The organism is Vibrio satsumensis (genome assembly GCF_050337435.1).
GTDB classification, from domain to species: Bacteria; Pseudomonadota; Gammaproteobacteria; order Enterobacterales; family Vibrionaceae; genus Vibrio; species Vibrio satsumensis.
Genome location: NZ_JAKJSX010000005.1, coordinates 213,004 through 239,954, shown reverse-complemented (window position 1 = coordinate 239,954; position 26,951 = coordinate 213,004). Strand labels below are relative to the sequence as shown.

Below are 26,951 nucleotides of genomic sequence, written 5' to 3'. Positions count from 1 at the left end.
TCCTTCATTTTTAACAAACATTTGTCTTTTTCATGTTGAGAGGTACGAAAAGCCATCTACACTATGATTATAACTGTTTGATTTTTATATGAGGTATCAATGAGTCGTAAGCCTATAGTGTTAGTCGTGGATGACACCCCGAGCAACTTGGACGTGTTAACTGCAATACTCAAAGATACTTATCAAGTAAAGGTCGCGATTAATGGCACCATCGGTATCAAAATAGCTAAGATGGTTCCTCAGCCAGATCTTATTCTCCTTGATATCATGATGCCTGACATTGATGGTTACGAGGTATGTCGTCAGCTGAAAGCTCAGCCAAATACGGCACATATACCGATCATATTCGTTACCGCGAAGATTGGCCCTGAAGCTGAAGTGAAAGGCTTGTCCTTAGGTGCTGTTGATTATTTAACGAAGCCAATTACACCTGAAATTGCACTACAACGTGTAAAAACCCATATTGCTCTTTATGACCAGCAACGTGCGTTGTTTAGTCAGGTGAAAGAGAAAACTCAAGAGATCAATCTGGGTAAGCTAGAGACCCTTAACATATTGGGTAGGGCGGCTGAATTTAAAGATAATGAAACCGGCATGCATGTAATGCGTATGAGCCATTATTGCGAAATATTAGCTAAGGCGTTAGGCATGACAGACGAAGATGCTGAAACCCTGCGTGACGCGGCTCCAATGCACGATATTGGCAAGATTGGTATTCCAGATAGTGTGTTACTCAAGCCTGGTAAATTGGACGTCGACGAATGGACCATCATGCAGAAGCATGTCGAGTATGGTGTTGAGATCCTTGGAAGACAGAGCGACTCCAAGTTGATGCGAATGGCTATTCAAGTCGCGCAGTATCATCATGAAAAATGGGATGGCAGTGGTTATCCAAACCAGATCGCGGGTGAAGAAATTCCTTTAGTAGGAAGAATTGCTGCGGTGGCTGATGTATTTGATGCACTGACGGCAGAGCGTCCTTATAAAAAAGCGTGGAGTGTCGATGAAGCGCTCGCTTTGTTTGAAGAGCAAAAAGGTAAACACTTTGACCCTCGAATTGTCGATTTACTGTTTGAAAACCTACCTCAAATATTAAGTATCAAAGAGAAGTTTAAAGATGAGTGAGCGCTTAATGTCGTCGCTATATCGTTTTGTTGTTTCTCTTGTGCTCGTGCTATTGGCGTGGCCACTGCTTATTCGTAGTGCTCATGCTGATGAAGCGACGGACGCCCAACTAAACCAGTGGTTAGCAGATAAGCCAACCGTAACTTTTATTACCCTTACCGACCATTACCCATATTCCTTTATTGATGATGACGGAAAAGTGTCTGGGATCATAAAAGATTGGGCATTAGACCTTGAGAATAGGTTTGGTGTTCATGCTCGATTTATCAGCGTGGGATCTCGTGTTGAGGCGAAAGAAGCCTTGTTAGATGGACGAGGAGATATCTTCCCATTTCAGCAATTTGACCCTAGTGAAGGTGGACGGTTTCTTGCGAGTGAACCGTATATTCCTTATCAGGTTGCTGTGATTGTTCCTATTGACAATAAGATTGATACTAACTTAGATCAAAATCATAAGCGTCGTATTGCCATGGTTAATGAAAACATTGATTTGGAGCGCGCAGGAGTGAGGTTGAGCTCTGTTGAGAGAGTCGACTTTGAAAATGTTATTGATGCGGTACGAGCTTTAGGGGAAGGCGATGTTGAAGGCATTGTAGGTGAGCCAATCACCACCATGGATCTGGCAAAAAAAATTGGTGTTCATGATTTAGCGGTCAATTATGTTCTGGAGCACTGGAAAAGGTTAGAAGCATCAATGGTGGTCCGAACCGATGAAACAGAGCTGCTGACGCTAATAAACAAGCAGATTGAAACCTTCGATGTGGACAATAAGAACCAGATTCTATCAAAGTGGTTAGACAGTTCTCCTTATCGAGTGCCATTAAAGGGCGTATTCGGCTTTGGTAACCCTCCGTATATGTACCCAGACAGCACCGCAGTCGGGCTAGAACACGACATTCTTCAGCGTGCACTTAATGATATGGGATATAAGCTAGGTGACGTTGTCACTCTTCCTCCTAGCGCCGCTAGAAAGGCCATCGATAACAATAATTCTATAGCCTTTGTTTCTGGTGTTCAGTTTGATGATCCTAATGTGCACTTTTTAAGTGATAACGTTCTTAATGTTGAGTTTGTTCCTGTTTCACTCGCTCGACGCAAACTTAACCTTCAATCCCAAAAAGAGTTGTCATTGGGGGCGCTACTGTTTGACGAGACCTCCCCAATTAAAAACTCTGTTGAAGTATTGAAGGGCAAGTTAGACATTGATCGTGTCGAAGACTACGAAGATCTTGAATCGGCATTCTCACAGCTTAGGGCTCAAAATGTTGACCTGTTAATGGTTGAACGCAGAGTACTGGAATGGTTTATCACCAATACTCGTTTTATCGAAATGGCAGAGCTAACGTTACATGACGATTATAAGATTGAGTATCCGATCTATGTTGACTTTAAGAGTGAAGAAATCAGAGATAGTTTCAATGCCGCGATTAAAAGGCTTAAGCAGGCGGATGACGGCTTAAACCAAATTATCGAGATGCAGGTGCAGAGTGATTTAAGCCAAGTCCTTAAAAAAGCGAATATTATCGCGCAAATATCTGCGTATTTTATCGTCAATGACCGCTTTGAAGAGTTGATGGAAGTGTTTGAAATTTTCGACACGGACAGTTCTTTTCAGGTGATCACCGCACAAGCGGATAACAATAGTCGCCCGATCAAATCTTGGTACATAGGCAACCTAGTTGATGAATATGGAGAGAAGAAAAATACCTCTCACTTTTCATCAGTCACCAAGGTGGCGAATTATAGAACCAAGGGAGGGAGTACCAACTCTGGTTCGATGACTTTCTATTTTGATACTAAATCACTAGAACGAAACCACGTTTATTTTCCCGCGGTCGAGCAGTTTGATTCGTTTGGTGAATCGGCCAAACGCTATATCGCAGATGTGTATCAAGCAAACAATTTAATTGGCGAGATTTTAAATTTAAGCCCAAAAGAAAGACAATGGATCAAAGATAACCCAGATGTGAGGATAGGTATCGATCCAAACTCTCTCCCTTATGAGGCGGTATCAAATACCGGAGAGTATATCGGGATGATTGACGATTATTTAACGCTTATTGAGCAAAAAACAGGGTTAAGTATTAACCATGTAAACGTTGAAAGTTGGTCTGAGACTCGAAGCTTGGTTGATCATCATGAGGTGGATCTGGTCTCTGCTGCTCAAGAAAATCGCTCGTTAGGGGATAACGTCAAAGCAGCTAAAAGCTTGTTTTCAAGTCGTTTGGCCATTGCATCGAGAAGAGACGTTAGTAGCTTGGTACTTGAAGAAGCTGATGGTTGGAAAATCGGCATCTTGAAGAATGCGGCAAATACTAACGCGATTTTAGATAAGTACCCGAAAGTTGAATGGGTAAAGGTAGATTCTACGGAAGACGGGCTCAACAGATTAGATAATAAAACCTTAGATGGCATGATCGATACGGTCGATGTCCTCAACTATCTCATTGACTCATTTGGTCACCGAGAGATTGGAATTATCGGTCGACTCGATTTTTTCCTCTCACCAACTTTACATGTCACCAAGTCTCAACCTTTGCTTTTTACTATTGTAAATAAAGCGATTGAGGGTATTTCTGCTGAAGAGCATCAACAGATATCAGCGAAGTGGGCAGCGCCAAAAGCGATAGAGAGAGTCGATTACGAATTGGTTTACACTATCTCCGTTTTTTCTTTACTCATCGTTCTGCTTATTGTTTTCTGGAATCGAAAACTTGCTAAGCAAATTAGTATTGCCAATGATGCAACAGATGCACTTAAGAAGGCTCAAGAACAGCTCTATAACATGTTAAATAGCTCCCCAATTGCCGCTGCTGTCGTATTTGAAGAGAAGGTTCGTTATGCGAACGACACAGCGAAGCGCTTGTTTGGGGTTGAAGACCAAGTACTCTCCTCTATCGACGTCGTTTCTATTCACGACTCTTTAGATGTCCGTGACGCAATACATAATGAGCTTAGCCTCAATGGTAAGGTTGAAAACAGAGAGTTGGTACTTAGGAAGTCTGATGGTACTCGCTTTGTTGCGTTAGTCAGTTACTATTTGTTTGAGTTGGATGGTGAAGTAGCCACGCTATTCTGGGCATTCGATATCTCTGAGATGAAGCACCTTAACGAACAATTGGAAGAAGAGAAAAAGAGAGCCGATTTGGCGAGCCAAGCTAAATCTGAGTTCCTAGCCAATATGAGCCATGAGATAAGAACGCCAATGAATGCCATTATTGGCTTGTCTTATCTGGCGATTGGCGAAATATCTAATCCTGTTGCTCGAAATTATATCGAAAAAGTGCATCGTTCAGGTCATTCGTTACTCAGCATAATCAATGACATCCTTGATTTCTCTAAGATAGAAGCAGGGCAACTTGTTATTGATAACATCCCGTTTGACCCCGTGACGACCTTTAATGATGTGATTGAGCTGATGGAGTCGAAAGCGGCTGAGAAGCAACTCAATTTGTCGATGGTTATTGACCCGGAGTTAGACTCGCCGTTGCGAGGTGACCCATTGAGGTTGTTCCAAGTCATTCTTAACCTTGTTGGTAACGCGATTAAGTTTACGGAAAAAGGCAACGTGGCATTAACTGTGGACCTTGTCGAGTCTAGCGATAACAGCCTGACCATGAAGGTGAGTGTGATGGATACCGGGATAGGCATCTCGGATGAGAATCTTCACAAGCTGTTTGAAGCTTTTAGCCAAGCGGATAGCACAACGACCCGTCGGTTCGGTGGTACGGGACTTGGGCTTAACATTAGCCAGAAATTAGTGCACGCGATGGGCAGTCAAATTACTGTGGAGAGTGTTGACGGGCAGGGCAGCGAGTTCTCATTTGTGCTGACATTGCCACGAGCAAGCGCGGATGAGTTAGCCGACTTTAAAGCCCAAGAGCTGCAGTTGGATTATCAGATAGAGTTCAAAGGGCAAAGAGTACTATTGGTTGAAGACAATGAGCTGAACCAAGATCTAGCCTTAGCATTTTTCAGTCGTTCTAAATTGAATGCGGATCTTGCTGAAAACGGAAAGGAAGCGCTGGAATTAGCTCAAAGTAACGACTACGAGATAATCTTTATGGATCTTCAAATGCCAATTATGGATGGCTTTGAAGCAACCCGTTTGATTCGCGAGTTCGATACAGATGTACCGATTGTTGCAATGTCGGCCAATGTGTTTGCCGATGCGAAACAACGAGCGAGGGAAGCGGGTGTAAGCGACTTCTTGGATAAGCCAATTGTTATTGATAAAGCGATGGCTTTGATTACGAGGTACATTGTTCCTGAGGTGCTAGTCGAAGGTCGAGCGCCATCTGACTCGTCTTTACATACGAAACAGACTGATGATTCTAATGAGAGTGCGGGATTAAACTCTGATGCCTCAATTGAGCCACCTATTTTCTCTCAGTCGAGATTTGAGCAACTGACTTATCATGATGTGAGACTGCAAGCCAAGATGCTTAATAGGTTCTGCCAAGGCGCGCCAGATACGATGTCGGAAGCTTCTGATAACTTAGTACAAGGCGATTGGGAAACGTTAGAGCGTAATCTTCATACTTTAAAAAGTATGGCTGCTTCGATTGGTGGATTACGATTAGCTGAACGACTCAGTGATTTAGAACACAAGGCTCATAATAAGGCGTGTAATGAGCAGGATCTTAAACAAGGTGAACTTGAGCTAGTTGAGCTGATTAAAGAGCTCGGGAGCAGCTTTGATATGCCTTGCGCTGAAGACGCTGATGCGGCATGTACTCAGGAAACCGAGCTAAGTAGTGATGAAGCATTAGATTCACCTCTTATCACGCAAGAGCAGCGCACTAAATTGTTATCACTGCTCGAGGCTTATGATAACGATGCAACTCAATATGTGACTGAGTTACAGGCACAGTATCCGCATTCTGTTGTTCTTAAAGATGTTCGAAGTGCGTTAGATAACTACGACTTTGAAGGAGCTAAAGAGGGGCTTGGCGCTTCTGAGTAGCGGTCTTTTATAAATATCACTTCAACATTAAAGCCTTTAGCTCTTACAGCGAAATAACCGACTAGCTAAAGGCTTTAAGTCTATTTGTACCGAACTAATTACTGACGTTTTGTTTGATTAGCTCGATCACTGTGTTGTATCTGTGTGGTAGTTTTCGGTTCCGCTTCTGAACCAAATACAGTGTTTCTTCAACTTCCACTTTTGGCGGGACAACATACAACTTATCGCGTTCTGGAAAATGCTCTACAGCGCCCGCAGGTAAAACCGTAAACCCAAGCCCTTTCGATACTGGCAGCAAGATCTGGTGAAGCTGATTGATGTAGCCAGATCTTGGTATTTCATTAACGTTGATGTTCGCGAGATCCTTGTCTCCACACAGATCGAAATACAAAGACAGGTAGTGAGCAGAATCTGGATGCGCAATAAGGCCAATGTCGTGCAGTACTTGTGGTGTTATCTCTAAGTGAGCCAGACTGCTGTGAACGATGAGGCAGAGTGCTTCTTTACCAATGACTTGGCTCTGATAGTAACTGTCGTTTGGGGAGTGCCTAACAATGCCGATATCGGTGGTGCCTTGGATCAGGTCATTCAATATCTTTTTGTTTGGAGCCGCTTCTAAGTTAATGCTCAGATCTTGGTGTAGCTGCTGAAGTTCAAGAAGCTTGGGGTACAGACGTAAAGAGAGTGAACCAGAGCAAGACAGGTGACATTGTCCAGCATAAGGATTATCAAAACTCAGAGATTCGAATAAATCTTCTTGGTCTTTTTCTAGCTTGAGCGCATAGCGATACATAATCCGACCCTGTTCGGTCAGCTCGAAGCTTTTATTTTCCCGAGATAGCAGGTCACAATTGCAAGCTTGTTCAAGCTTCTTGATGTGCTGGCTCACTCCTGGTTGTGTCATGTACAACTTTTCTGCGGTTTGGGTGAAATGTCCAACTTCAACCAGAGTCTTAAATGTATTGAGCCAAAGTGGATTAATCATACTCACCTTTAAATTCCGTAGCTCATAAATCAAAGAGCTTCTAAGTAGCAAAGCTCATGAACAACAAAGCTTATGAATAACAAAAAATTATTATTATCTTAAGTCATGATAATTTCAACGTTCAGAACGTCAAGCCGAGAAGAACACGGTATCTTTGGTGGAATATTGTTCGAGTTATCAAGAGAATGGCCATTTACTTGAATTCATCACACGTAACAAAGTGTTGCGACTTTGTTGGATTTTTGGTCTAGTGACCCACTGTGCTCATATTTAGGAACGAAGATGAATAGAAATGTTTGGCTGCTCTCACTGTGTCAGGCCTTATTGATGACGGGGAACATATTACTGATCTCGGTGATTGGCTTGATAGGCAAACAGATTGCACCCAGTGTCAGCATGATTACTCTACCTGTTGCGTTACAGTTTTTGGGTTTAATGGCAGCCACCATTCCTGCGTCTTTAATTTCAGGTAAGTTAGGACGAAAACGAGGGTTTAGTATCGGTAATGTGGTTGGCATTACCGGAGCAAGCCTGGCTACTTACGCGTTATCTCAACAACATTTTTATCTGTTTTGCTTCGCCACATTTTTGCTCGGAATAGGTATTGGTTTTGGTACGCTTTATCGCTTTGCTGCTATCGAAGTGTGTGACGAAAATGCGAGACACCGTGCGATTTCAATATCAATGGCTGGTGGAGTATTGGCGGCGGTACTCGGACCTAACTTAGCGATCATGTCTCAACAATGGTCAGCAGATGGTTTGTACATCGGTGCTTTTGCATCGCTGATCGGCCTAAACATCTTAGCTTTGGCCTTGTTACAAACCATTCAGTTTCCTAAGGTCTCTTTTAATAGTCAGGCTCCTAAATCCGATCCTCTTAGTGTAATAGTGAAAGCGCCCAACTTTATCGGTGCTGTGTTTGCTGCAATGGTCGCTTATGCGGTGATGAATATCTTGATGACAGCAACACCATTGGCAATGATTGGCTGTGGTTTTGACTTTACCAAGGCGGCGGGCGTCATTGAGTGGCACGTGCTGGGCATGTTTGTACCTGCATTCTTTACTGGTTCTCTCATCGAGAAGTTTGGGTCAAGAATGATGATCCTAGCAGGAGGAGTGCTGTTTGTTGTCTGCATCGCGATCAACATTCATGGAGAATCGATTTGGCACTTCAGAGCGGCTTTGGTTCTGTTGGGTGTCGGTTGGAATTTCATGTTCATAGCAGCTACGGGGCTATTTAGTCAGTCTTACCAATCGCAGAATAAAGCTAAGGCACAAGCGTTTAATGAATTTATTGTCTTTGGCTGTGTGACTATTACAGCCATGCTTTCTGGTTGGCTAGAATCGACCGCAGGGTGGCAGAACCTAAATATCTACGTATTACCATTCGTGTTAGCGGTTATCTTACTGTTCGCGTTCAGCGCACGTAAATCACGTATTCAAAAGCAGCCTGTATAACGAGTATCGAGTGTGAATCAGTAAATCTATTGCTGCGAGCAAATTACGATTCCTTGGAATACAGACAAATAAAAAGCCCTACCATGTCGGTAGGGCTTTTGCTTACGGCTTAAATAATAACGTTTTCTTAAAACTGCTGTCTTGGCTTATATCCTATGACAACAGTACTTAAGCTTGGTTTATCAGTACGCACGTTATTGGCGACGTACTTGTTTCAATGACTTGAGGTTGGAGCAACTTACAGGTCGACCATAATGGTCTTCGTCGTAATCCCGCCTTGGTCATCGATTATCTTCAAGGTCACCTCGTGTTTTCCGTATGAAGGGAAGATAGAAGTGAATGTGCGACCTCGTTTTACTTTTCCATTTGGAAGCGTCCACTCGGTATCAACAATACGACCATCGCTATCTGAGCTTGTTGACCACATGGTTACCCAGCGTCCCAAGTGGATGTACTTCGCATTTGCTTCCGGTAGGGCGTTTGGAGATGCAACACTCACTACAGAACTGAATGAACCAGTGGCACCTTTGTCGTCAACAACGGTCAAGCTAACCGTGTATTCACCGGCTTGCTCGTAAGACCAAGTAGGTGCCACTTCGTTGCTTGTTGTGCCGTTACCAAAGTCCCATAGATAACTGATGATCTCACCATCTTGATCAGAACTGAAGTTACGTGAAGAAACGTTCAGGCCAGTAACATTGAGCTCGAAGTTCGCAGTAGGGGCGACGTTATGTTGGCTTACTTTAGATAAGCGCACCACACCGTATTCGTTGTCGTTACTCTGATTCAAAATATCAACGGCTAAGCCAAACTGCGTCAGGATACGTCCTGAATCAGGCGCTTGAGGAGACGTGTAGTCTTGGTCGTCAGAGAAGCTAGCGTTGCCAAGCAAACTGGTATCTTTAAGTACATCATTGTCGCTGTTCACAAGACGCATTGGGGTATGATCTTTGAGTGAGAACGCAGCATCTCGAACTTGGTAGCGTGTTTGAGCAATTTCGCCTGAGTTTTCCCATACCATGGCGTTTTGGTCTGCGTCTACAACACCTAACCAACCTTCACCTGGGTGCTTGCCAACCCAGTTATCGGTAAGAGATTCGTCTATATACCAAATGATCAGACCCGGATCGAATGACATCAATTGACCCATGCGTTTGATGTTAGCTAGGCCTTCATCAACGTCCATGTGGCTGCGCCATTGCAGTAGGTAGTAGTGCTGAGCTTGATGGAATCCATTACTCAGTTTGTAGCCATTAAGGGCGAAGGTGGAGTTGTTTTCACCATCGTCTATCTCAGTCACTTCACCATCGACAACCACAGTAAGGTTATCCAGATAGAAACCTTCCATCGCCAAGCCACCATCTGTGATGTACTCAAACGAAAGCTCTACTTCTTGGCCTGTCCATTGTGAAACGTCAAACTCAGCATCAATCCAACCGCCAGACTCACCACCAATCGCAGGGACTAGGCCCGTATTGTATGGATCATCCATTGAGGTGATGTTGCCTGCAATGGCTTGTCCATTCACGAGCACGCGTGCAAAGTCGTAATCTTTCTCGATTTCGTACCAAGTTTTAAACGAAAGCAGCGCTGAATCACCCGCTGGAATCACCAACTTACGAGTCATGCTGTTTTTCAGGTCATCGCCTTTTTGAGAGTGGAACGAATACTCACCAGCAAACGGTTTTAAACCTTCGATCTGTTTTTCTGGAAGGTCCACTTTAATCATGTTCGGACGGCTGTTATCCGTCGTTTGGAACAGCGTATAAACCTGTGGGTTGTCTTCTAGGTCATCAATCGAGATTTGATCATCGTTAATCCAACGACCGCCAATCGATTTTTGTAAGAAGTGTTTTGCCCAAGAGCTGAATGCTGTTGGTTGTGTGCCACCGATTTGACCAGCCCAGCTGCCTGAGGACATGATTGACCAGTAAGATACTGGTTCACCCTTGCCTGTGTATTGTGTGTCGTATTCGTCTGGCAGGCCTAAATCATGGCCATACTCGTGAGCACAGACACCCGCTGCCGCGTCAATCGGTTGAATGGTGTAATCAAATGCTGCGTATTGGCCACCAAAGCGGTCAGGAAGAGAGCTAGAGGTGCCTTCAAGTACATGTGTGCGACCAAGATTGAATCGGTGAGACCAGATAGCATCTGGGCCTAATATGCCACCACCGGCTTCTTCGCCAACAGATGCGTGGAACACCATTAGGTGATCAATCACACCATCGGGTTCACGGAAGTTTCCGTCACCGTCGTAATCGTAACGATCTTCGATATCGTAATCGGCTAGGTTGATACTAGGATCTTGAGCCAATTGATTCAGTGCTTCACGAACCAGTTCTTGTGCGTTGAGATCGTTGTCGGTGGTTGGTGAGTTGCCACCATAGAATGATGCAGGCTTAGAGGCGCGATACCAACCAGCAGCTTGACCTGCAACGCTGTAACTGTCACCCGATTCGCTTTGGTAATACTGACGCATCGAGATTAGGTTTTCGCCGTTTGGCCCTGTGTAGCCAGAGTTTGAAAACAACAACTCTTGATAATGTTCTGGGTTGTAGCTCTCGTAGAGCATTTGGGTGTGCTCTTCGGTCAGCTTGTTGTCATCCCAGTTCAAATCAGGGAAATCGACCAATAGAGCCAGTACTTTATCGGTACGCTTGGTGCCGAGCTCTAAAGCAAATACGCTTGCTTTTTTAACGCCAGACCCTTTTTCGATGGCTTTGAGTATTTTCGCTCGTTGTTCTAGCGCTTTTTTACCGAATTGAGCATCGCCTTTAAAACCGGAATTGATCTTATTTTTCAAGTAACGGTCAAGAGCATCGTGTTTTGCAACATCGGTTGCATCTTGATCGACTAAGCCTTGTCTAACTAGCATTTCGATAAGTTTGTCTTCATTAACAACGCCTAAATCAATCGGTGTTTTTGCATAACTACTGACGCTAAATAGAGTAAGCATTGCTGAAGCCAACAATGTTTTTCTCATCATTTTCATTATATTTCCTTTTTATATTTCCATGTCGATATCAGTATCAACTGCCTTATTCGAATCAGCTGTCCGAGTCTGGCCTAATACACTCTTGTGGTGTCTTATTTAACTGACGTGTGTTTGCTGTATGTTTCGTACTTTCTATTTCTTTTGTGTTGGTTGTCTCTTTTATATTTTTTGAATCAAACTGAGTGCTCTTTACTTTTTTAGCGTTGAGATAGATACGCAAAGCTTTTTGATTGTCTTCATAGGTTAAGCCAGGACAGATTACGCCTCTTTCAATCAATGACTTGAGTAACAATTCATCATTCTCAAAGGTGGAAGCCTGTGACAGTGAGGAAAAAGATAAAACCATTAAAGCCATTGTTTTATGTGACATTTTTATATCAAGCCATCAGTTTTGATTATGCAACAAAATATATTTATAAAATTAACTAATSAAACTAATAATCATTACAAATAATTATCCGTTCCGGTTTCAACATTAAGAGTTAATATCAAATAAGGATTGTTATTTATATTATTGTTAGTTATTTAGTGAGGTTGGGTGCATTAATAGCTGATAGTGTTAATATTTAATATCAGTATTGGGTAAATGGTTATTATGCTTCAGAGCGCTTTATGTAAGGCGTGGGGTTATAATTAATCAAATGAATGTTTTATTGTCGGTGTTAAAAAAATTCATGTAATAATTGAGTGTTTAGTAAATATCCAGTCTCAAATTATTTTCACTCGAAATATCAATAATTAGGGTGCTGAGAATGGTTTTCAGTGTTTCAAGGGCGTGAAATTTAACAATAGCAGAGTTGGTCGGGTTGTCACCGCCTGCTTGCTTAAAGCGAGTGAAACGGCTGAGAGAAGAGGGCGTGATAGTTGGTGATGTATCTATCATCAACCCAGAACTGACTGGCAGTAAGATGACTTTGGTTGTATTCGTGGAAATGGAGCGTGACCGAGGGGATATTTACCAAATCTTTCGCCATTCTATTTCAAAGGCAGAAGAGGTCACGCAGTGCTATCAGATATCAGGCAGCTTTGACTTCATGTTGATTGTGACGGTCAGAGACATTCAAGCCTACGAAGACTTTGTGGAGCGAGTACTGCGCAAAGATCTGAATATTCGTAAATTCCATACATCTGTCTCAATGAGAACCGTGAAGTTTACCACTGCAGTAAACTTAGATGAGTCGTGACTGTTAGCTTGAGAAGATATGTGAAGTTATTAGCTTTGTGAGGTACTTAGCTATTGTTTGTATAAATAGCAGGCATTTACACAAAATGTGACGTTCACATTTTGTCATAACTTTAATAATTGTATATATTCCTCGCCTAAAATAATAATTAACCTAAGTTAATATAATGACTGTCAGCTCATCTTCTCAATCTCGTGAAACGCTTCTAAGCGAAAACGAACAACTTGTCTCTACCACTGACTTACAAGGTGTGATTACGTACAGTAATGATGCTTTTTGTCGCATAGCGGAATACAGCCAACAAGAATTGCTAGGGCAACACCACAATATCGTAAGACATAACGATATGCCGAAAGCCGCTTTTGCAGATATGTGGGTCAACTTAAAACAAGGTAAAGCGTGGCGTGGCATCGTAAAAAACAAAACCAAATCCGGTGGGTTTTATTGGGTCGATGCTTACGTTACCCCAATCTACGAGGGCGGCAAGGTGAGTGGTTATCAGTCTGTTCGTGTTAAACCGAAGAATGAGTGGGTGCAGATTGCAGATAAGGCCTACCAAGGCTTATTGAAAGCTGAGAAATCTGGCCGCCAATGGTCATTACAGATCAGTGACAGTGTTCGTTACGCAGTTTTGTTAGGCTCTTTGGCTGCACCTCTGGTTTCAAACCTAGTCGAAGTAGGGCAAGTGTCGCAATGGCTTCTGAGCTTGCTTCCAGTTTCAACATTAGCACTGCTTTTCCGACAAGAGCTCATTGATACTCCACTGCAGTTAAAAAAGCTGCAATCGAAATTCGATAGTGTTAGTCGCCTTGTCTATTCAGGTAATAGTCAGTTCTCTGTTGCCGATTTTCACTTAAAACTGTTGTCTGCACGTATTCGCACTGTACTGGGTCGTATGACAGATTCAGCTAAGCCATTACAAGATTTGGCAGATAATTTAAATGCCACGTCATATGAAGTATCAGAAGCCTTAGATCAGCAAACAAAAGACATTCTTCAAGTACGAGAGGCGACTGAAGAGGTTGAAGTAACCGCAAATGAGGTCTCTTCTCGCACAGAAGAAGCACACCAGATTGTTGATGTGACTTTGCGAACCTGCGCTGGCGCTAAAGAAAGCATTAATCAAACTCATCAAAACTTAGAGAGCCTAGCTTCTCAGGCTGAAAAGGCGACTCAAACGACTTACCAACTGAGCGACCAAGCACAGAGCGTGAGTAAGATAATGGAAGAGATTGGTGGAATCGCCGAGCAAACCAACTTGTTGGCACTGAACGCTGCGATTGAAGCGGCTAGAGCGGGCGAGCAAGGACGAGGCTTTGCTGTCGTTGCAGACGAAGTGCGCGCGTTGTCGGGTCGAACCTCAAAGGCTACGGTTCAGATCAAAGAGAGTATTGATACCATGCTGGCAACAATTGAAGGCTGGCAAAAAGATATTCTGGCGAACCGTGAGCAAACGGACGCATGTGGTGATGTTGCGAAGGTGAGTGCAGAGCGCTTGTCTGAAGTCGAAAACCTAATGCAATCCATGAACGAATTGATGCAGTCTGTTGAAAACTCAGCTCACAAGCAACGTACTCTTTCGAGTGAAGTTAACCTTCACATGCAATCTATCGCATCGACCGCAGAACAAAACTTGGTTGCCACACATTCTGTTAAAGATCATTCAACAGAGCTAAAAGAGCAAGTGAATGAGTTCTACCAACTGGCGAAGCGCTTCGAAGAAAAATAGAATCGCTGCCACAGATAATCTGAATCAGACTTAACAGAAAGCCTTGTATAATATGCAGGGCTTTTTCATAGGTGAAAAGTGGCGGTTAGAAAAGCTTTGAAACAAAAATAAAACATCGTTCAATTGTGATTAAGTTACACTTCCCATATTCCAATTAAAAGACAGAGCATCAGCATGCGCCCCCTTATTGTTACCACCATTTGCTTAAGTTTTATTAGTGCTCCTTGTATAGCCTCAAAAGGATCGAATTACCTTTATACGGGGTATCAGAATACGAGGGTGAGTGACGATGGCTTTCAAGATTACTTTGATGGTGCCTACAATAACTCAGGAAGTAAGCAACTTTATGGTGGCTATTTCGGTGGAAACTATGCATTAAACGATGCTTTCTTCTTAGGTTTTGATTCGTCCGCGACGACACGCTCTTCAACGACATTGTCTGACCTATCTATTCACTTGGGTCTGTACCATTCTGTCAGCCAACAAGTTGAATTGTATGCCTCTGGTGGTGTGAATTGGGTAAGACCGGAAAGACGCTCTTCGTGCCGTAATGACACCATTTGGGATCCGTGTGATCGAGAGACCATTAAAAATTACGATGAGGGTTTTATTGGTGAGGCGGGGGCGGTCGTATCACTCAATGATCGTTGGTCACTGCAACCTTTTTATCGCTATTCAGATACCTATCAACATGGTCTAAATAACTTCGGGATTGTGAGTTCGGTTGATATTCTTTCTTGGCTCGCTGTCGACGCTGGATATGACCATACTTATAGCAAAAACCTAAAGCAGAATACGATTCGAGTGGGTGCGCGGTTTACGTTTTAACGGCTAAAGCGCAAAGATACAAAAAAGCCCCGCATTTTCATGCGGGGCTTTCAGTATGCTTCAACCCATTTAAAGGCGAGACAGTGTCTTCAAGATTAAGCTAGAAGCTCTTTCGCTGTGTTTACTACGTTTTCAGTAGTGAAACCAAACATCTTGAATAGCTCACCTGCTGGTGCAGATTCGCCGAACGTTGTCATACCGATGATCTTGCCACCGAAACCAACGTACTTGTACCAGAAGTCAGCGATGCCAGCTTCTACTGCGATACGAGCAGTAACGTCAGATGGAAGTACAGACTCACGGTATTCAGCGTCTTGCTTATCAAACGCGTCGGTTGCAGGCATAGAAACTACGCGTACTTTCTTACCTTCAGCTGTTAATTCAGCAGCAGCGTTAACCGCTAGTTCAACTTCAGAACCTGTTGCGATAAGGATAAGCTCTGGCTTGCCTTCACAATCTTTCAGGATGTAACCACCCTTAGCGATGTTAGCAACTTGCTCAGCGTCACGATCTTGTTGTGCAAGGTTTTGACGAGAGAAGATAAGTGCAGAAGGACCATCTTTACGCTCGATTGCCAGTTTCCAAGCCACTGCAGACTCAACTTGGTCACATGGGCGCCATGTGCTCATGTTTGGAGTTAGACGTAGAGAAGCGATCTGCTCAACCGGTTGGTGAGTAGGACCATCTTCGCCAAGACCGATAGAGTCATGCGTGTAAACTTGGATGTTCTGAGTTTTCATCAGAGCTGCCATACGCATAGCGTTACGAGCGTATTCCATGAACATTAGGAACGTTGCGCCGTATGGTACGAAACCACCGTGCAGGGCGATACCGTTCATGATAGCTGTCATACCGAATTCACGTACACCGTAGTGGATGTAGTTACCTGAGAAGTCGTTTGCTTCAAGAGACTTAGAACCAGACCACATGGTTAGGTTAGAAGGCGCAAGGTCAGCAGAGCCGCCCATGAATTCAGGTAGCATAGCACCGAACGCTTCTAGTGCATTTTGAGATGCTTTACGTGATGCGATGTTTGCTGGGTTAGCTTGAAGATCAGCGATGATTGCCGATGCTTTCTCTTCCCATTCTGCAGGAAGATCACCGTTTACGCGGCGTTTGAATTCAGCTGCCAGCTCAGGGTATGCTGCTTCATAAGCTGCAAGTTTCTCGTTCCACGCTGCTTCCTTAGCTGCGCCTGCTTCTTTCGCATCCCACTCTGAGTAAACTTCCGACGGAATTTCAAAAGGACCGTGCTCCCAACCTAATTCTTTACGTGTTGCTGCAATTTCTTCAGCGCCTAGTGGTGCACCGTGACAGTCGTGCGTACCTGCTTTGTTTGGAGAACCAAAGCCAATTACTGTTTTAGTACAGATTAGAGTAGGGCGAGGATCTGCTTTAGCCGCTTCAATTACTGCGTTGATAGCGTCAGAGTCGTGACCATCTACTGCTGGGATTACGTGCCAGCCGTAAGCTTCGAAACGCTTAGGTGTATCGTCAGAGAACCAACCTTCAACTTCACCATCGATGGAGATACCGTTGTCATCCCAGAAAGCAACCAGCTTACCAAGACCTAGCGTACCCGCTAGAGAGCATGCTTCGTGAGAGATACCTTCCATCAGACAGCCGTCACCCATGAATGCATAAGTGTAGTGGTCTACGATGTCGTGGCCTTCTTTGTTGAATTGTGCCGCAAGCGCTTTCTCAGCCATTGCCATACCAACAGCGTTAGTGATGCCTTGACCTAGAGGGCCAGTAGTCGTCTCGATGCCTGGTGCATAACCGTACTCTGGGTGACCTGGAGTCTTAGAGTGAAGTTGACGGAAGTTCTTAAGATCTTCAATTGAAAGCTCGTAACCTGCTAGGTGAAGCAGAGAGTAAATCAGCATAGAGCCGTGGCCGTTAGACAGGATAAAACGGTCGCGGTCAGCCCACTCTGGGTTTGCTGGGTTGTGGTTTAGGTGAGAGCGCCAAAGTACTTCAGCGATGTCAGCCATACCCATAGGTGCGCCAGGGTGACCAGAGTTTGCTTGTTGTACGCCGTCCATGCTTAGAGCACGAATAGCGTTAGCTAGATGTTTGCGGTTCATAGAAACTTCCGAATAAAAATTAAGATAAACAAATTGATAAAAGTAGGGGAACTGAACGTTCCCCTATTTGAAATTGGTGAGAGTGATTACAGCTTAGCTGCGATCATGTCTTCTAGTTTGCCTTGGTCAACTGCGAAGTTGCGGATGCCTTCAGCTAGCTTCTCAACAGCCATTGCGTCTTGGTTGTGGTCCCATAGGAACTCAGCGTGAGTCATCGCTGCTGGACGCTCTTTAGTACCGTTAGAGTCGATTAGCTTCTCAACTACTTCGCCTTCTGCTGCTTCTAGGTCTGCTAGAAGTTGAGGTGCGATAGTTAGACGGTCACAACCAGCAAGTTCAAGGATCTCGCCGATGTTACGGAAGCTTGCGCCCATAACAACAGTCTTGTAACCGTGGTCTTTGTAGTAGTTGTAGATATCTGAAACAGAGATTACGCCTGGATCTTCTGAAGCTTCGAAATCACGACCTTCTTTCGCTTTGTACCAGTCCATGATGCGACCTACGAAAGGAGAGATTAGGAATACGCCAGCTTCAGCACAAGCACGAGCTTGAGCGAAAGAGAATAGAAGCGTTAGGTTACAGTTGATGCCTTCTTTCTCTAGGATTTCAGCAGCGCGGATGCCTTCCCAAGTAGAAGCGAGTTTGATAAGGATGCGGTCGTTAGTGATGCCAGCGTCGTTGTACATTTTGATAAGTTGACGAGCTTTAGCAACGCTGCCTTCCATGTCGTAAGAAAGACGAGCATCTACTTCAGTAGAGATACGGCCAGGTACAACTTTCAGGATTTCTTTACCGATGTTCACGTTAAGCATGTCGCAAGTGTCTTGAACTTGCTGTGCTTTGTCATCGCTTTGCGCTTTAGCGTATTCGATAGAAGCATCGATTAAAGGAGCGTACTCAGCAATTTGAGCGGCTTTAAGAATTAGAGATGGGTTAGTTGTTGCATCTTCAGGAGTGTACTTGCTGATAGCTTCAATATCGCCAGTGTCAGCTACAACAGTTGTTAGTTTACGAAGTTGCTCTAATTTATTGCTCATTTTGATCATCCTATGTATCGCATAACACCCCTTTAATGGGAGAGGTGCGGGCATTTGCAAGCTAACTAATGAAGTTCTCAATGGTTGTACCAGTGAGCCAAACTTACATTAATTTAAATTTTTCTCCGAACGAACATTTGCACAGAACATTTGATCGCTCGATGAGTAAATGATGTAGCCATATTTATCCGATCTAGCACCAAAGTCAACGGTAAATAGTCCTGTATGGTGACTTCAGTCAAATATATTTCGCTCTAGTAATCATGGGGTATGCAGGCAAACGTTTAACGGGCATGGGAAGGTGAATTAATCAACAATAAAACCAAGGCTATCACCGTGAACAAATGTTCCTTGTCGTTACATATGTTCGCAGTGTAAACTTGTGTATCACTTGCTGATGCATCGAACATTTGTTCTCAAAGCAGGTAAAATAATTGTTAAATATAGGTTGCGTGGTATATGAGTAAGAATATCCAAGATGTTTCCGAAGAAAACACTGATCTCCTCACTGAAGTGGCGGTTGCTTATTATCAGGATGGCGCGACACAAGAAGAGATCTCTAAAAAGTACTCTATCTCTCGTGCAAAGGTTGGTCGAATGCTCAAGCAAGCCCGAGATGAGGGCATTGTTGAGATCACCGTGAAATACCACCCAGTATTCAGTGCCAAGATAGAACAACGCTTAATTGAGCGCTTTGGTGTGAAACGCGCACTTGTGGCACTAGATCAACCGAATGAAGAGAAGCAGCGACTCCAAGTTGCAGGCTTAGTGTCTAACTATTTAACCAGTACCTTGAAAAATGGCATGGTGGTGACAGTAGGCCAAGGCCGAAACGTATCGTCTGTTGCTCACCATACTGGTGTAATTACCCCTCGTGATTGTAAGTTCGTGTGTGGCATCGGCGGTATTCACCCAAGAGGCGGTATGTTTAATGCCGACCACATATGTAGGCAGCTAGCCAAAAAGTACGGTGGGTCTTCTGAAACCTTATACGCGCCCGCTTATGCAGAAAACAAAGCACAAAAAACGGCATTCATGGAAAACAGCACCGTTAAGCAAACACTCGATCTAGCCCGAAAGGCCGACGTTGCATTAGTCGGTATCGGTGACATGAGTGAAAACAGCTATATGGTCGACTTAGGTTGGTTTACTGCAGGTGAGGTTGTTCAATCTCGTTTACTACAAGGTGTGGTCGGTGACTTTGCGGGTTATGACTTTTTTGACGTACACGGCAAAGCGGCAAACACAGTAATGAGTGACCGAGTCATTGGCTTAGGCTTAGAAGAGTTTCGACCAATAGCAGAAGTGATCGCTATCGCTGCCGAGAACAGTAAACCCCTCGCATTATTAGGTGCGTTAAGAACTGGCGTGGTTGATGTGATTGCAACCAGCGTAAGTAATGCTTTGACTGTTCTTAACTTGGATGAGCAGATGAAGCACGCTGAGTTAGACGAAAATCGTTAAGGTACAAGTGTTATTGATAAGCGAAAGGGAGCCCGTTTAGGCTCCCTTTTTGATTCATCGCGTTATTCGAGAGGTGGGAGAGATCAACTGACAGCTATGCCGTTGGTTCTGGTAGCTCTATTGTCTCAACCTGAGTTGGTGCTAGATACTCGCACAGCTCATCATAAGGAATAGGGCGAGAGAAGTAGTAGCCTTGCATCAAATCACATCCACAGGCCTTTAGAATCGAGAAGTGTTCGTTTGATTCTACGCCTTCTGCCAATACCACCATGCCGAAGTTTTTACCGATTGCGATAATGTTTTGCACCATAGTCAGTGACTGCTGGTCTATAGTTATGTTCTCAATGAAACTCTTATCAATCTTAAGTTCGTCGATAGGGAGTGCTTTCAACATGCTCAACGATGAATAGCCGGTACCGAAGTCATCCAGAGAGATCTTAATATCGTTTTCTTTGAGTGCTTCAAACAGTGGTTTCACTATAGCTACATCTTCAATGAACAAACTCTCCGTTATCTCTAGCGTTAAACAGCTTGGAGAGAACTGATACTTTTCAAGCGTAGCGAATAAGTGGTCAGAGAACGACTTATGGGAAAACTGACGAACAGATATATTGATCGACAGCCCGATCTTTTGTTCGGTTGTTCGGTGCAAGTGGGTGATCTGCATAATGCTGGACTCAATAATAAAAGTACCCAGTTTTTGCATTAAGCCTGTGTTCTCTGCTATCGGTATAAAGACATCCGGCGGAACAAAACCCAATTCGTCATCAATCCAGCGAACGAGTGCTTCTACACCGTGAATACTCTCATTTGCACGAACCAGTGGTTGGAAAACCATGAACAGTGTTTGTTTCTCGATAGCGATGCGTAGCCTTTGTTCTACTTTCATTCTGTAGAGGTGAGCGTCTTGCAGCGCCGTGGTAAAAATACTGTATGAGTTCTGTTGTTGCTTCGCTTTGTACATTGAAATATCGGCAGAACGGAGCAAGCTATCCAAATCTTTTCCGTGTTCGGGGAAGCGAGCAATACCAATACTGCAGCCGAGCAAGAACTGGGAGTGTTCTACTTCATAAGGTTGAGAAAGTACTTCAATAATCCGCTCGGCGAGTCGTTTAATCTCAGATTCGTTCGTTAACGGTGTTAAGAATAGAAACTCGTCGCTGGATTCACGCACCAACAAACTGAGTCGAGAACGGAATCTCATCAAACGTAACGCAATCTGTCTGAGTACCTTGTCCCCGAAGTCGTGCCCGTGAGTATCATTAACACACTTAAAGTTATCGATATCGATAAATAATAGCGAAAATGGCTCTGAGTCATCGTCAATCCATTTGCCAATATTTTTACGCATGTACAAACGGTTTGGCAGAGAGGTTAATGGGTCATGGTTCGCCTGATAAATGAGTTGGCTACGAGTGCGTTGTTCATTCTTGGCAATCGACTTAACCAAAAAGTAGAAACCGAACTGAAGAAAAATAAAGGCAACGAACAGAATGCTGAACTCTTGTCTGAATATGCTATCGACGTGAGTTAGGTCCGTACGCCCTACCACCCATAATTTGTAGTTTGGGATGTATTTCGCGCTTATTAAAGAGTGGTATTGTTCATCGTCTACGACAAAAGAGTAGGTTTCTTGCCCATTCATCGCTTCTTGCACGCTAATTCCGAAGTGGTCGGTAAAGGTGCGTGTAATACGCTGTATGACATCTTTGCCTACTGGAGAGGAATACGCACTCTCAGATTCGATATCACTCGAATAAAATTGGCGATAGCTGTCTGTCCTGAGCAGGCTTAGTGTATTGAAACTTCCGGCGTGAGCATTATTTTCAAATACGATCGTGGCGTCTAATCGTAGCCCGGCGGTCATTACTGCATCGGCTTTCTTGCCATCGATTGAAATGGATTTTCTCAGTGGGATAACCAAGCTATTCAGCGATTCTTGAAAATAGGTACGGCCAAGCACCATGCTACTGCTAGATAGGGCGTCTAAAAAGGAGTCTCTCGTTGGTGCGTATTGCAGCAAATTCCTTTGATTCGCAAGTTGGAGATTTGAGCTGATCGAGAGGTAGTCACCGTCGGTGTTCAACAAGCCAAACGCTGCTATTGCAGGGTGGGTTTCAAGTAGCTTGTCTAAAATGGGTCTAATTTGGATAGATGCAGTACGTGTAAAGTCAGACTGTTGAGCCAGTTGATGGCCTACCACTTCTAACAAGGCTTCTTGACTGGTCAGCAGTGAGTTGACTGAGCTAGAAAAAAGCTCAACTTGAATGTGTTGCTGCTCTATGAAGTCGTCTCTGTTTGCTTTCCAGTTTGTTACTCCCAACACGGAGAAAAGTATCACGGTAAGCAGCACGATCATAGCGTACAGCGACCAGATATTTTTCTTAAATAGAGCCATGAGATGCCTTTTGTTGGTTACTACTATTAACAGAGAGCAAGTGACAAACTATTGGGTCGTCAGCGTGATTCATGCAACGAAGGATACAAATATCCACAATGAAAGTATTAATGATTAAATAGTGTAACGACTATGAGCAGAGATTCTTGAGTGAAATATTAGTATTCATAATTTTGATAACGATTAGTTTATGATTAATCACAAGTTATGGTTAGCAAGTTGATGTGGATTACCAATCAAACAGTGTTAATCGAGTCTTAGCCTAGAGCGAACATAGTGTTAACTGCGGCACAAAGGCTTACTTCATGAGATGTGAGGTCATCATTATCAGCAAGCTCTTTATGCATGCGCAGTATATTCTAACAGTGGCAGTAAGCGAAGTTGAATTACTGGTTTGTTACGGTGATAGGCAGGCTTTCGTTAGCGCCCCATTCTGTCCATGAGCCATCGTAAACTCCCATTTCACCCGAGTATCCCGCCAATTTAGCAGCCAACAAAATGATGCAGGCAGTCACACCTGAACCACAGCTAAAGAACATCGGTTGAGTTGGCGTTAAGTCTAACGTAGAAAAGATTTCTGCAAGCTCGCTCTGTGGTTTCAACTTGCCGTTGTTCAGCACTTGTGCGAATGGTAGACAAACTGAGTTTGGAATATGCCCGCTGCGTAATCCAGCTCTTGGTTCAGGCACTTCTGAATCAAAACGAGCTTGAGATCGAGCATCCAGAATATTGGCACTCTTGTTCTCTGAATAGCTTAGGACTTGCTTTGCATCCACAAAGTAGTTGTCTTGAATGTTGCCTTCGAAATTGCCTGGTGTTACTTCAGCTCTGTACGATGTGTCCGTCGCGTAACCCGCTTCAATCCATGCTGGCAAGCCACCGTCTAAAATGTGTACGTTGTTGTGTCCCATTGCCATAAACATCCACCATGCACGGGGCGAAGCGAAGGTTCCGGAGTTATCGTACACCACAATCGTGCTGTCTTGGTTGATACCAATTTCACGTGCACGAGTGTTGAAGTGTTTTTCGGAAGGGAACATGTGAGGAAGTAGGGTATGTTTGTTGCTGAAGTCTTTGTCGTAGTCGAAACGAATTGCTCCAGGAATCATTTGTCCTTTGATCTTTTCAGACTCACTTGGAATTTGAAATTCGATACTGGCGTCTAAGATGATGATGTTGTCTTCTGCTAGCAAACGTTGTTGAAGTTGTTCTGGTGAGATGAGTGGCTGATTCATTATTGTTATATCCATTCTTGTTGTAGTTATAGCTGTTGTTATATCGGCGGCTAAGGTGCAGCTCTACAGTGGATGAACTGATAGCTGCTTTGTCCGGTGATTTGGTTACTTAATGTATCAAGCGAGACTACAGAATCAATAGGGCAGTCTGTGGTCGGTGCAATGGATACGCGAAATACACTGTTGTTTTGAGTTTGAACAGTAAGATAACGCCTGTGTCCATCTAATGACTGAGTGAGTGTATTCGAAATCACTTTGGCTTCAATACGTTGCCCCGTCTGTGACGTCAGCGGAAAATGGGTAAGGGTAACTAATACGCCGACACCGCACATTAAGATAAATAGACCTATTTTTAACTGTTTCATGAGAGTAAGTCTTTGAAGGTTATCTTGAAAATATAAGTTAGATTCGAAGTAAAGTGAATGAACTCTAATTAGATAATTTTCACTTTTATTGGTTTGGAGCGATCAAAAAAGTGAGCATTGCTGCTCACTTTTGTCTGTAGATATTCGAATCTAAACTTTCATTACCACACAATCTGAGAATTGCTGCTCGATACTACTTTTTGTAGAGGTGGCTGACCATCGTAAAACCAAATCTCTACGAGAAGTGAATCGTGGCTGACTGGGCTCGTGAAATTAGAGGCAAACACACCATTGTTTAATGATCCTGCAATCACTTTGCTTGAGTAGTCTGGTTTCAATGTCGAGTCGTCACGAGCACTAAAACGGCTATACACGGTAACAAATGAACGGTCTATTGAAATACTACTGATGTCGATGTCGATATCAAACTGCTCTATAGAGCTGTAATCAAAACCGTCGGGTACAACTAAATCACTCATAGTGTAAGTGGGTACCGCTGCTGCACTGGCTACTGGAGACGGTGATGGCGTTGCTGGTGTTGCTGGCGTCGCCGGTGAAGACGGTGAAGGAGAAGCCGTGCTGCCGCCCCCGCCACCTCCGCCCCCACCACAACCTGCTAGTAGGAGTGGGGCTGTAGCTAAAACTACGGTCATTGTTTTCTTCATGTTCCAAGAGCTTTGTGCAGACATATTATTTTCCTTAGAGAGGTTGCTTCTCAACTCAACGTTATGATGTTCGCGATTATGTTTATCTTTGATACTCATGACGTCTCTCCTTATGGCTCGTAACATTGGTTGTCTGCTGGTGATACGTACCAAGTCTGGTTATTTTCACCGCTTGACTCTGCCCACTGCTTAAACTCTGGGTAAGCAGTTACGATATCCACGTATTCTTGCGGCCATTCCCACTCTTCTGTTGATGTAATAATGAGAGCCCAAGGGTGGTTTTCTGCTGTCTTGAAATATTTACCCGTTGCTGGGTCGCTATCGTCAACACCGATCCCAGAGTCAAATAGGTTCACTGTATCGAAGGCCTCGGTTGGTGCTTGGTCTGGTAGATGTACCTCCCAGCTACGTCCCGGATGCGCAGGAAGGTTTTCACCGTGATAGTATCCTGGCGTCGCGAAGATGAACGGGTCGTAAGGCATATCAGTCCAACTTGCAGTGCTCACACCATCCCCTGCTAAGGTAATACCAACTTGGAAGGAGAACTGTTCGTCTTCTTTACATCCATTACTGGTACGGTAGAAGTTACAAGCGGTAGTGATTTTCTCAGTTAAGTCGTTTGCAATGACAAATATTGCTTCGCTACGTCCTGATTCAAGATCTAGGTCTGTGAATACCCCGTTGTGTTTCATGTAAGAGTTACCACTACTCACTAAACTTGGATCTAGGTTTGGAAGTCGAACTGCGAAACCGTTTCTGTATGAAGCACCTACAGCAGCAAGGCGTCCATCAATGGTTGATTTAACTACTTTGCCATCTTTAAGGATTTCCGTTATGCGGTAGAATAGGACTGCGTCATTCATATCGTAATCGGCTTTGTACGGCCAGTTATCCTCGTAGGCGAGTGTTGCGTAGCCAGAAGCACTAGGGAAGTAGCGAGCTGTCGCACCATCATTCAATACGTCAACTTGAATATCCACTACTTCACCGGAGGTTGAACCGCCAAAGTAGCTTAAGTTGGTTTGTTGACTGAATCTGAATCGAGCCCATGTGGTACCAGTCAGTGCGTTGATATCGACATTTAGGAATAACTCATTTTCACCAGCATCTAACAGGTAATCTGTAAATACTTGTTCGTTGGCACCATCGAAGCTACCGTCTTGGTTCCAGTCGATCCAAGCCGAAAGGTAACCGGTTGTTGAAGCTTCAATTACCACTTTTGAATCAAGCCCGGCTTCAAGCGCAGTAACAAAACCGATACCACCGTTAGCCCACTCATCGTCCACTCCAATAGTTTCATCTGATTGTGGAGTAACGTAACCATCCAAGTCTGCATCTGGTGGTGTTGTACCCAACCAAGTGATGCCATCAAGCTCATGTCGAGGACCATTGCTCGCCAGTAACGTTAGGTAGCTGTCTGGAGCATCACCGAAGTCGATGTTTGAGTCTTCATCCACAACAGGTGCATTAGCACAACGAGCACCATCATTTTGACCAGAAATTGGGCCATTCGGTACAAATTCATCGGCTGGAACAATACCTGCTGCGATATTGGCAGCGTTGTCGGGAGATAGGTTGATTCGGTAGATCTTACCGTCTTGGTTTCGAGATACGTAGTAGTAGCCATTGACATCAAAATAGCCAGCACCGAACGTACCTAACTCACCGGTATCGCCGATGTAGGTTTCGGCTCCTGTGGTTGGGTTGAATTGGTACAAGCCGCCCGAGTTATTATCAATACCATATAGAGAGCCATCGCTTGGGTGAAAGGCGAAATCAGTCAATTTTACGGTTGCTGGGCTGCCTACAATTTTGTTAACGGTAACAGTCGCATTTGGATCGGCATCTAAAGGCGAAAGGTCAACGGTGAACAGCCCCTTACCTGTGCGGTATAGGTAGTAAACATGGTCGTAGACATCGCCTACATAAAAGGTGTGATCGGTTGGTAAGCCGCTGGTGTTGATGACCTCTGCTTGGAAGTCTTGGCCAAGACGCACTAAGCGTTTGTTGGTGGTGTCATAGCCATAAATATATCTGTCTTGAAAGTCAAAACCGACACCATTGATGTTGGCATTCATGCCTGTATCGTCTTCTAACAGGGTGGTTGAGCCGGTAACTAGGTTAACGCCCCAAACCTCAACGGGTTTCGACTGAAATAGGTATGCCTTACTAGGGCAGGTATCGAATGGCGCTGCGTTGGCGACCAATGGCGCACTTAATAGCAAACTTAACGTTGTGATTCTCATATCTACATCCTTGTCATGGAAGGTATAGATACTTTTACAAGTTACGTGCCAATTTTAAGTTATTGATTTTAGATGGTTTTCATTCTTAACTCTTCAGCGAAAATCTGTTTTCTCAAAATGAGAATTCAAATGAAACTGATTCCTCATGAAATGTTTCAATTTGAAATCAGGAATGTTTGGA

General features: G+C 44.0%; 16 protein-coding genes and 1 pseudogene. 7 read left to right on the top strand and 10 right to left on the bottom strand.

Features of this window, described 5'->3' with window-relative positions:
- Nucleotides 1-99: 99 nt before the first annotated feature.
- Both L4C44_RS06875 and L4C44_RS06870 read left to right on the top strand, forming a co-directional pair.
- The gene (locus tag L4C44_RS06875) at nucleotides 100-1,125 is read left to right on the top strand and encodes an HD-GYP domain-containing protein (protein WP_146490800.1); all 1,026 of its coding nucleotides are present in this window, start codon (nucleotides 100-102) and stop codon (nucleotides 1,123-1,125) included.
- Entirely contained in the window at nucleotides 1,118-6,091 is a 4,974-nt protein-coding gene (locus L4C44_RS06870; RefSeq protein WP_428804674.1) for an ATP-binding protein, read from the top strand. Before L4C44_RS06875 ends, L4C44_RS06870 begins: the two co-directional genes overlap by 8 nt.
- Before the next feature lie 94 nt (nucleotides 6,092-6,185).
- On the opposite strand, the gene L4C44_RS06865 is transcribed toward L4C44_RS06870, so the two are convergent.
- Nucleotides 6,186-7,076 (bottom strand): LysR family transcriptional regulator, encoded by an 891-nt coding sequence (locus L4C44_RS06865; protein ID WP_428804749.1) that lies wholly within the window; start codon nucleotides 7,074-7,076, stop codon nucleotides 6,186-6,188.
- A 282-nt stretch (nucleotides 7,077-7,358) separates the two neighbouring features.
- Between L4C44_RS06865 and L4C44_RS06860 the strand changes: the two genes are divergently transcribed.
- A complete protein-coding gene (locus L4C44_RS06860) occupies nucleotides 7,359-8,534 on the top strand; it encodes an MFS transporter (RefSeq protein ID WP_428804673.1) in 1,176 nt (391 codons plus the stop codon).
- Nucleotides 8,535-8,772: 238 nt separating this feature from the next.
- Here L4C44_RS06860 and L4C44_RS06855 read toward each other — a convergent pair whose 3' ends face one another.
- Nucleotides 8,773-11,529: an immune inhibitor A domain-containing protein gene (locus L4C44_RS06855; protein WP_428804672.1), complete on the bottom strand. Its 2,757-nt coding sequence runs from the start codon at nucleotides 11,527-11,529 to the stop codon at nucleotides 8,773-8,775.
- Nucleotides 11,530-11,584: 55 nt separating this feature from the next.
- Nucleotides 11,585-11,902: a hypothetical protein gene (locus L4C44_RS06850; protein ID WP_285953671.1), complete on the bottom strand. Its 318-nt coding sequence runs from the start codon at nucleotides 11,900-11,902 to the stop codon at nucleotides 11,585-11,587.
- Between the two features lie 409 nt (nucleotides 11,903-12,311).
- Between L4C44_RS06850 and L4C44_RS06845 the strand changes: the two are divergent.
- The 3 genes and pseudogenes from L4C44_RS06845 to L4C44_RS06835 form a co-directional block, all read left to right on the top strand.
- Nucleotides 12,312-12,716: pseudogene (locus L4C44_RS06845) on the top strand (Lrp/AsnC family transcriptional regulator); the annotation flags it as partial.
- Nucleotides 12,717-12,882: 166 nt separating this feature from the next.
- A complete protein-coding gene (locus L4C44_RS06840; RefSeq protein ID WP_428804671.1) occupies nucleotides 12,883-14,445 on the top strand; it encodes a methyl-accepting chemotaxis protein in 1,563 nt (520 codons plus the stop codon).
- A gap of 279 nt (nucleotides 14,446-14,724) precedes the next feature.
- Nucleotides 14,725-15,273, top strand: a complete 549-nt coding sequence (locus L4C44_RS06835; protein WP_428804670.1) for a hypothetical protein — start codon at nucleotides 14,725-14,727, stop codon at nucleotides 15,271-15,273.
- Between the two features lie 95 nt (nucleotides 15,274-15,368).
- Here L4C44_RS06835 and tkt read toward each other — a convergent pair whose 3' ends face one another.
- Together tkt and tal are read right to left on the bottom strand one after the other, a co-directional pair.
- Nucleotides 15,369-17,360 (bottom strand): transketolase, encoded by a 1,992-nt coding sequence (gene tkt / locus L4C44_RS06830; RefSeq protein ID WP_428804669.1) that lies wholly within the window; start codon nucleotides 17,358-17,360, stop codon nucleotides 15,369-15,371.
- An 86-nt stretch (nucleotides 17,361-17,446) separates the two neighbouring features.
- Nucleotides 17,447-18,397 (bottom strand): transaldolase, encoded by a 951-nt coding sequence (tal, locus tag L4C44_RS06825; protein ID WP_046209277.1) that lies wholly within the window; start codon nucleotides 18,395-18,397, stop codon nucleotides 17,447-17,449.
- A 459-nt stretch (nucleotides 18,398-18,856) separates the two neighbouring features.
- On the opposite strand from tal, the gene L4C44_RS06820 reads away from it, so the two are divergent.
- A complete protein-coding gene (locus L4C44_RS06820; protein ID WP_132969104.1) occupies nucleotides 18,857-19,861 on the top strand; it encodes a sugar-binding transcriptional regulator in 1,005 nt (334 codons plus the stop codon).
- Between the two features lie 94 nt (nucleotides 19,862-19,955).
- Here the strand turns inward: L4C44_RS06820 and L4C44_RS06815 are convergent, their stop codons facing one another.
- From L4C44_RS06815 to L4C44_RS06795, 5 genes are all read right to left on the bottom strand, one after another.
- The gene (locus tag L4C44_RS06815; protein WP_428804668.1) at nucleotides 19,956-22,259 is read right to left on the bottom strand and encodes a putative bifunctional diguanylate cyclase/phosphodiesterase; all 2,304 of its coding nucleotides are present in this window, start codon (nucleotides 22,257-22,259) and stop codon (nucleotides 19,956-19,958) included.
- 386 nt (nucleotides 22,260-22,645) lie between these two features.
- Nucleotides 22,646-23,494, bottom strand: a complete 849-nt coding sequence (locus L4C44_RS06810) for a sulfurtransferase (RefSeq protein ID WP_428804667.1) — start codon at nucleotides 23,492-23,494, stop codon at nucleotides 22,646-22,648.
- Between the two features lie 50 nt (nucleotides 23,495-23,544).
- A complete protein-coding gene (locus tag L4C44_RS06805; RefSeq protein WP_428804666.1) occupies nucleotides 23,545-23,859 on the bottom strand; it encodes a hypothetical protein in 315 nt (104 codons plus the stop codon).
- Nucleotides 23,860-24,020: 161 nt separating this feature from the next.
- A complete protein-coding gene (locus tag L4C44_RS06800) occupies nucleotides 24,021-24,623 on the bottom strand; it encodes a hypothetical protein (RefSeq protein WP_372384971.1) in 603 nt (200 codons plus the stop codon).
- 11 nt (nucleotides 24,624-24,634) lie between these two features.
- A complete protein-coding gene (locus tag L4C44_RS06795; RefSeq protein ID WP_372384972.1) occupies nucleotides 24,635-26,770 on the bottom strand; it encodes an LruC domain-containing protein in 2,136 nt (711 codons plus the stop codon).
- Between the last annotated feature and the right edge of the window lie 181 nt (nucleotides 26,771-26,951).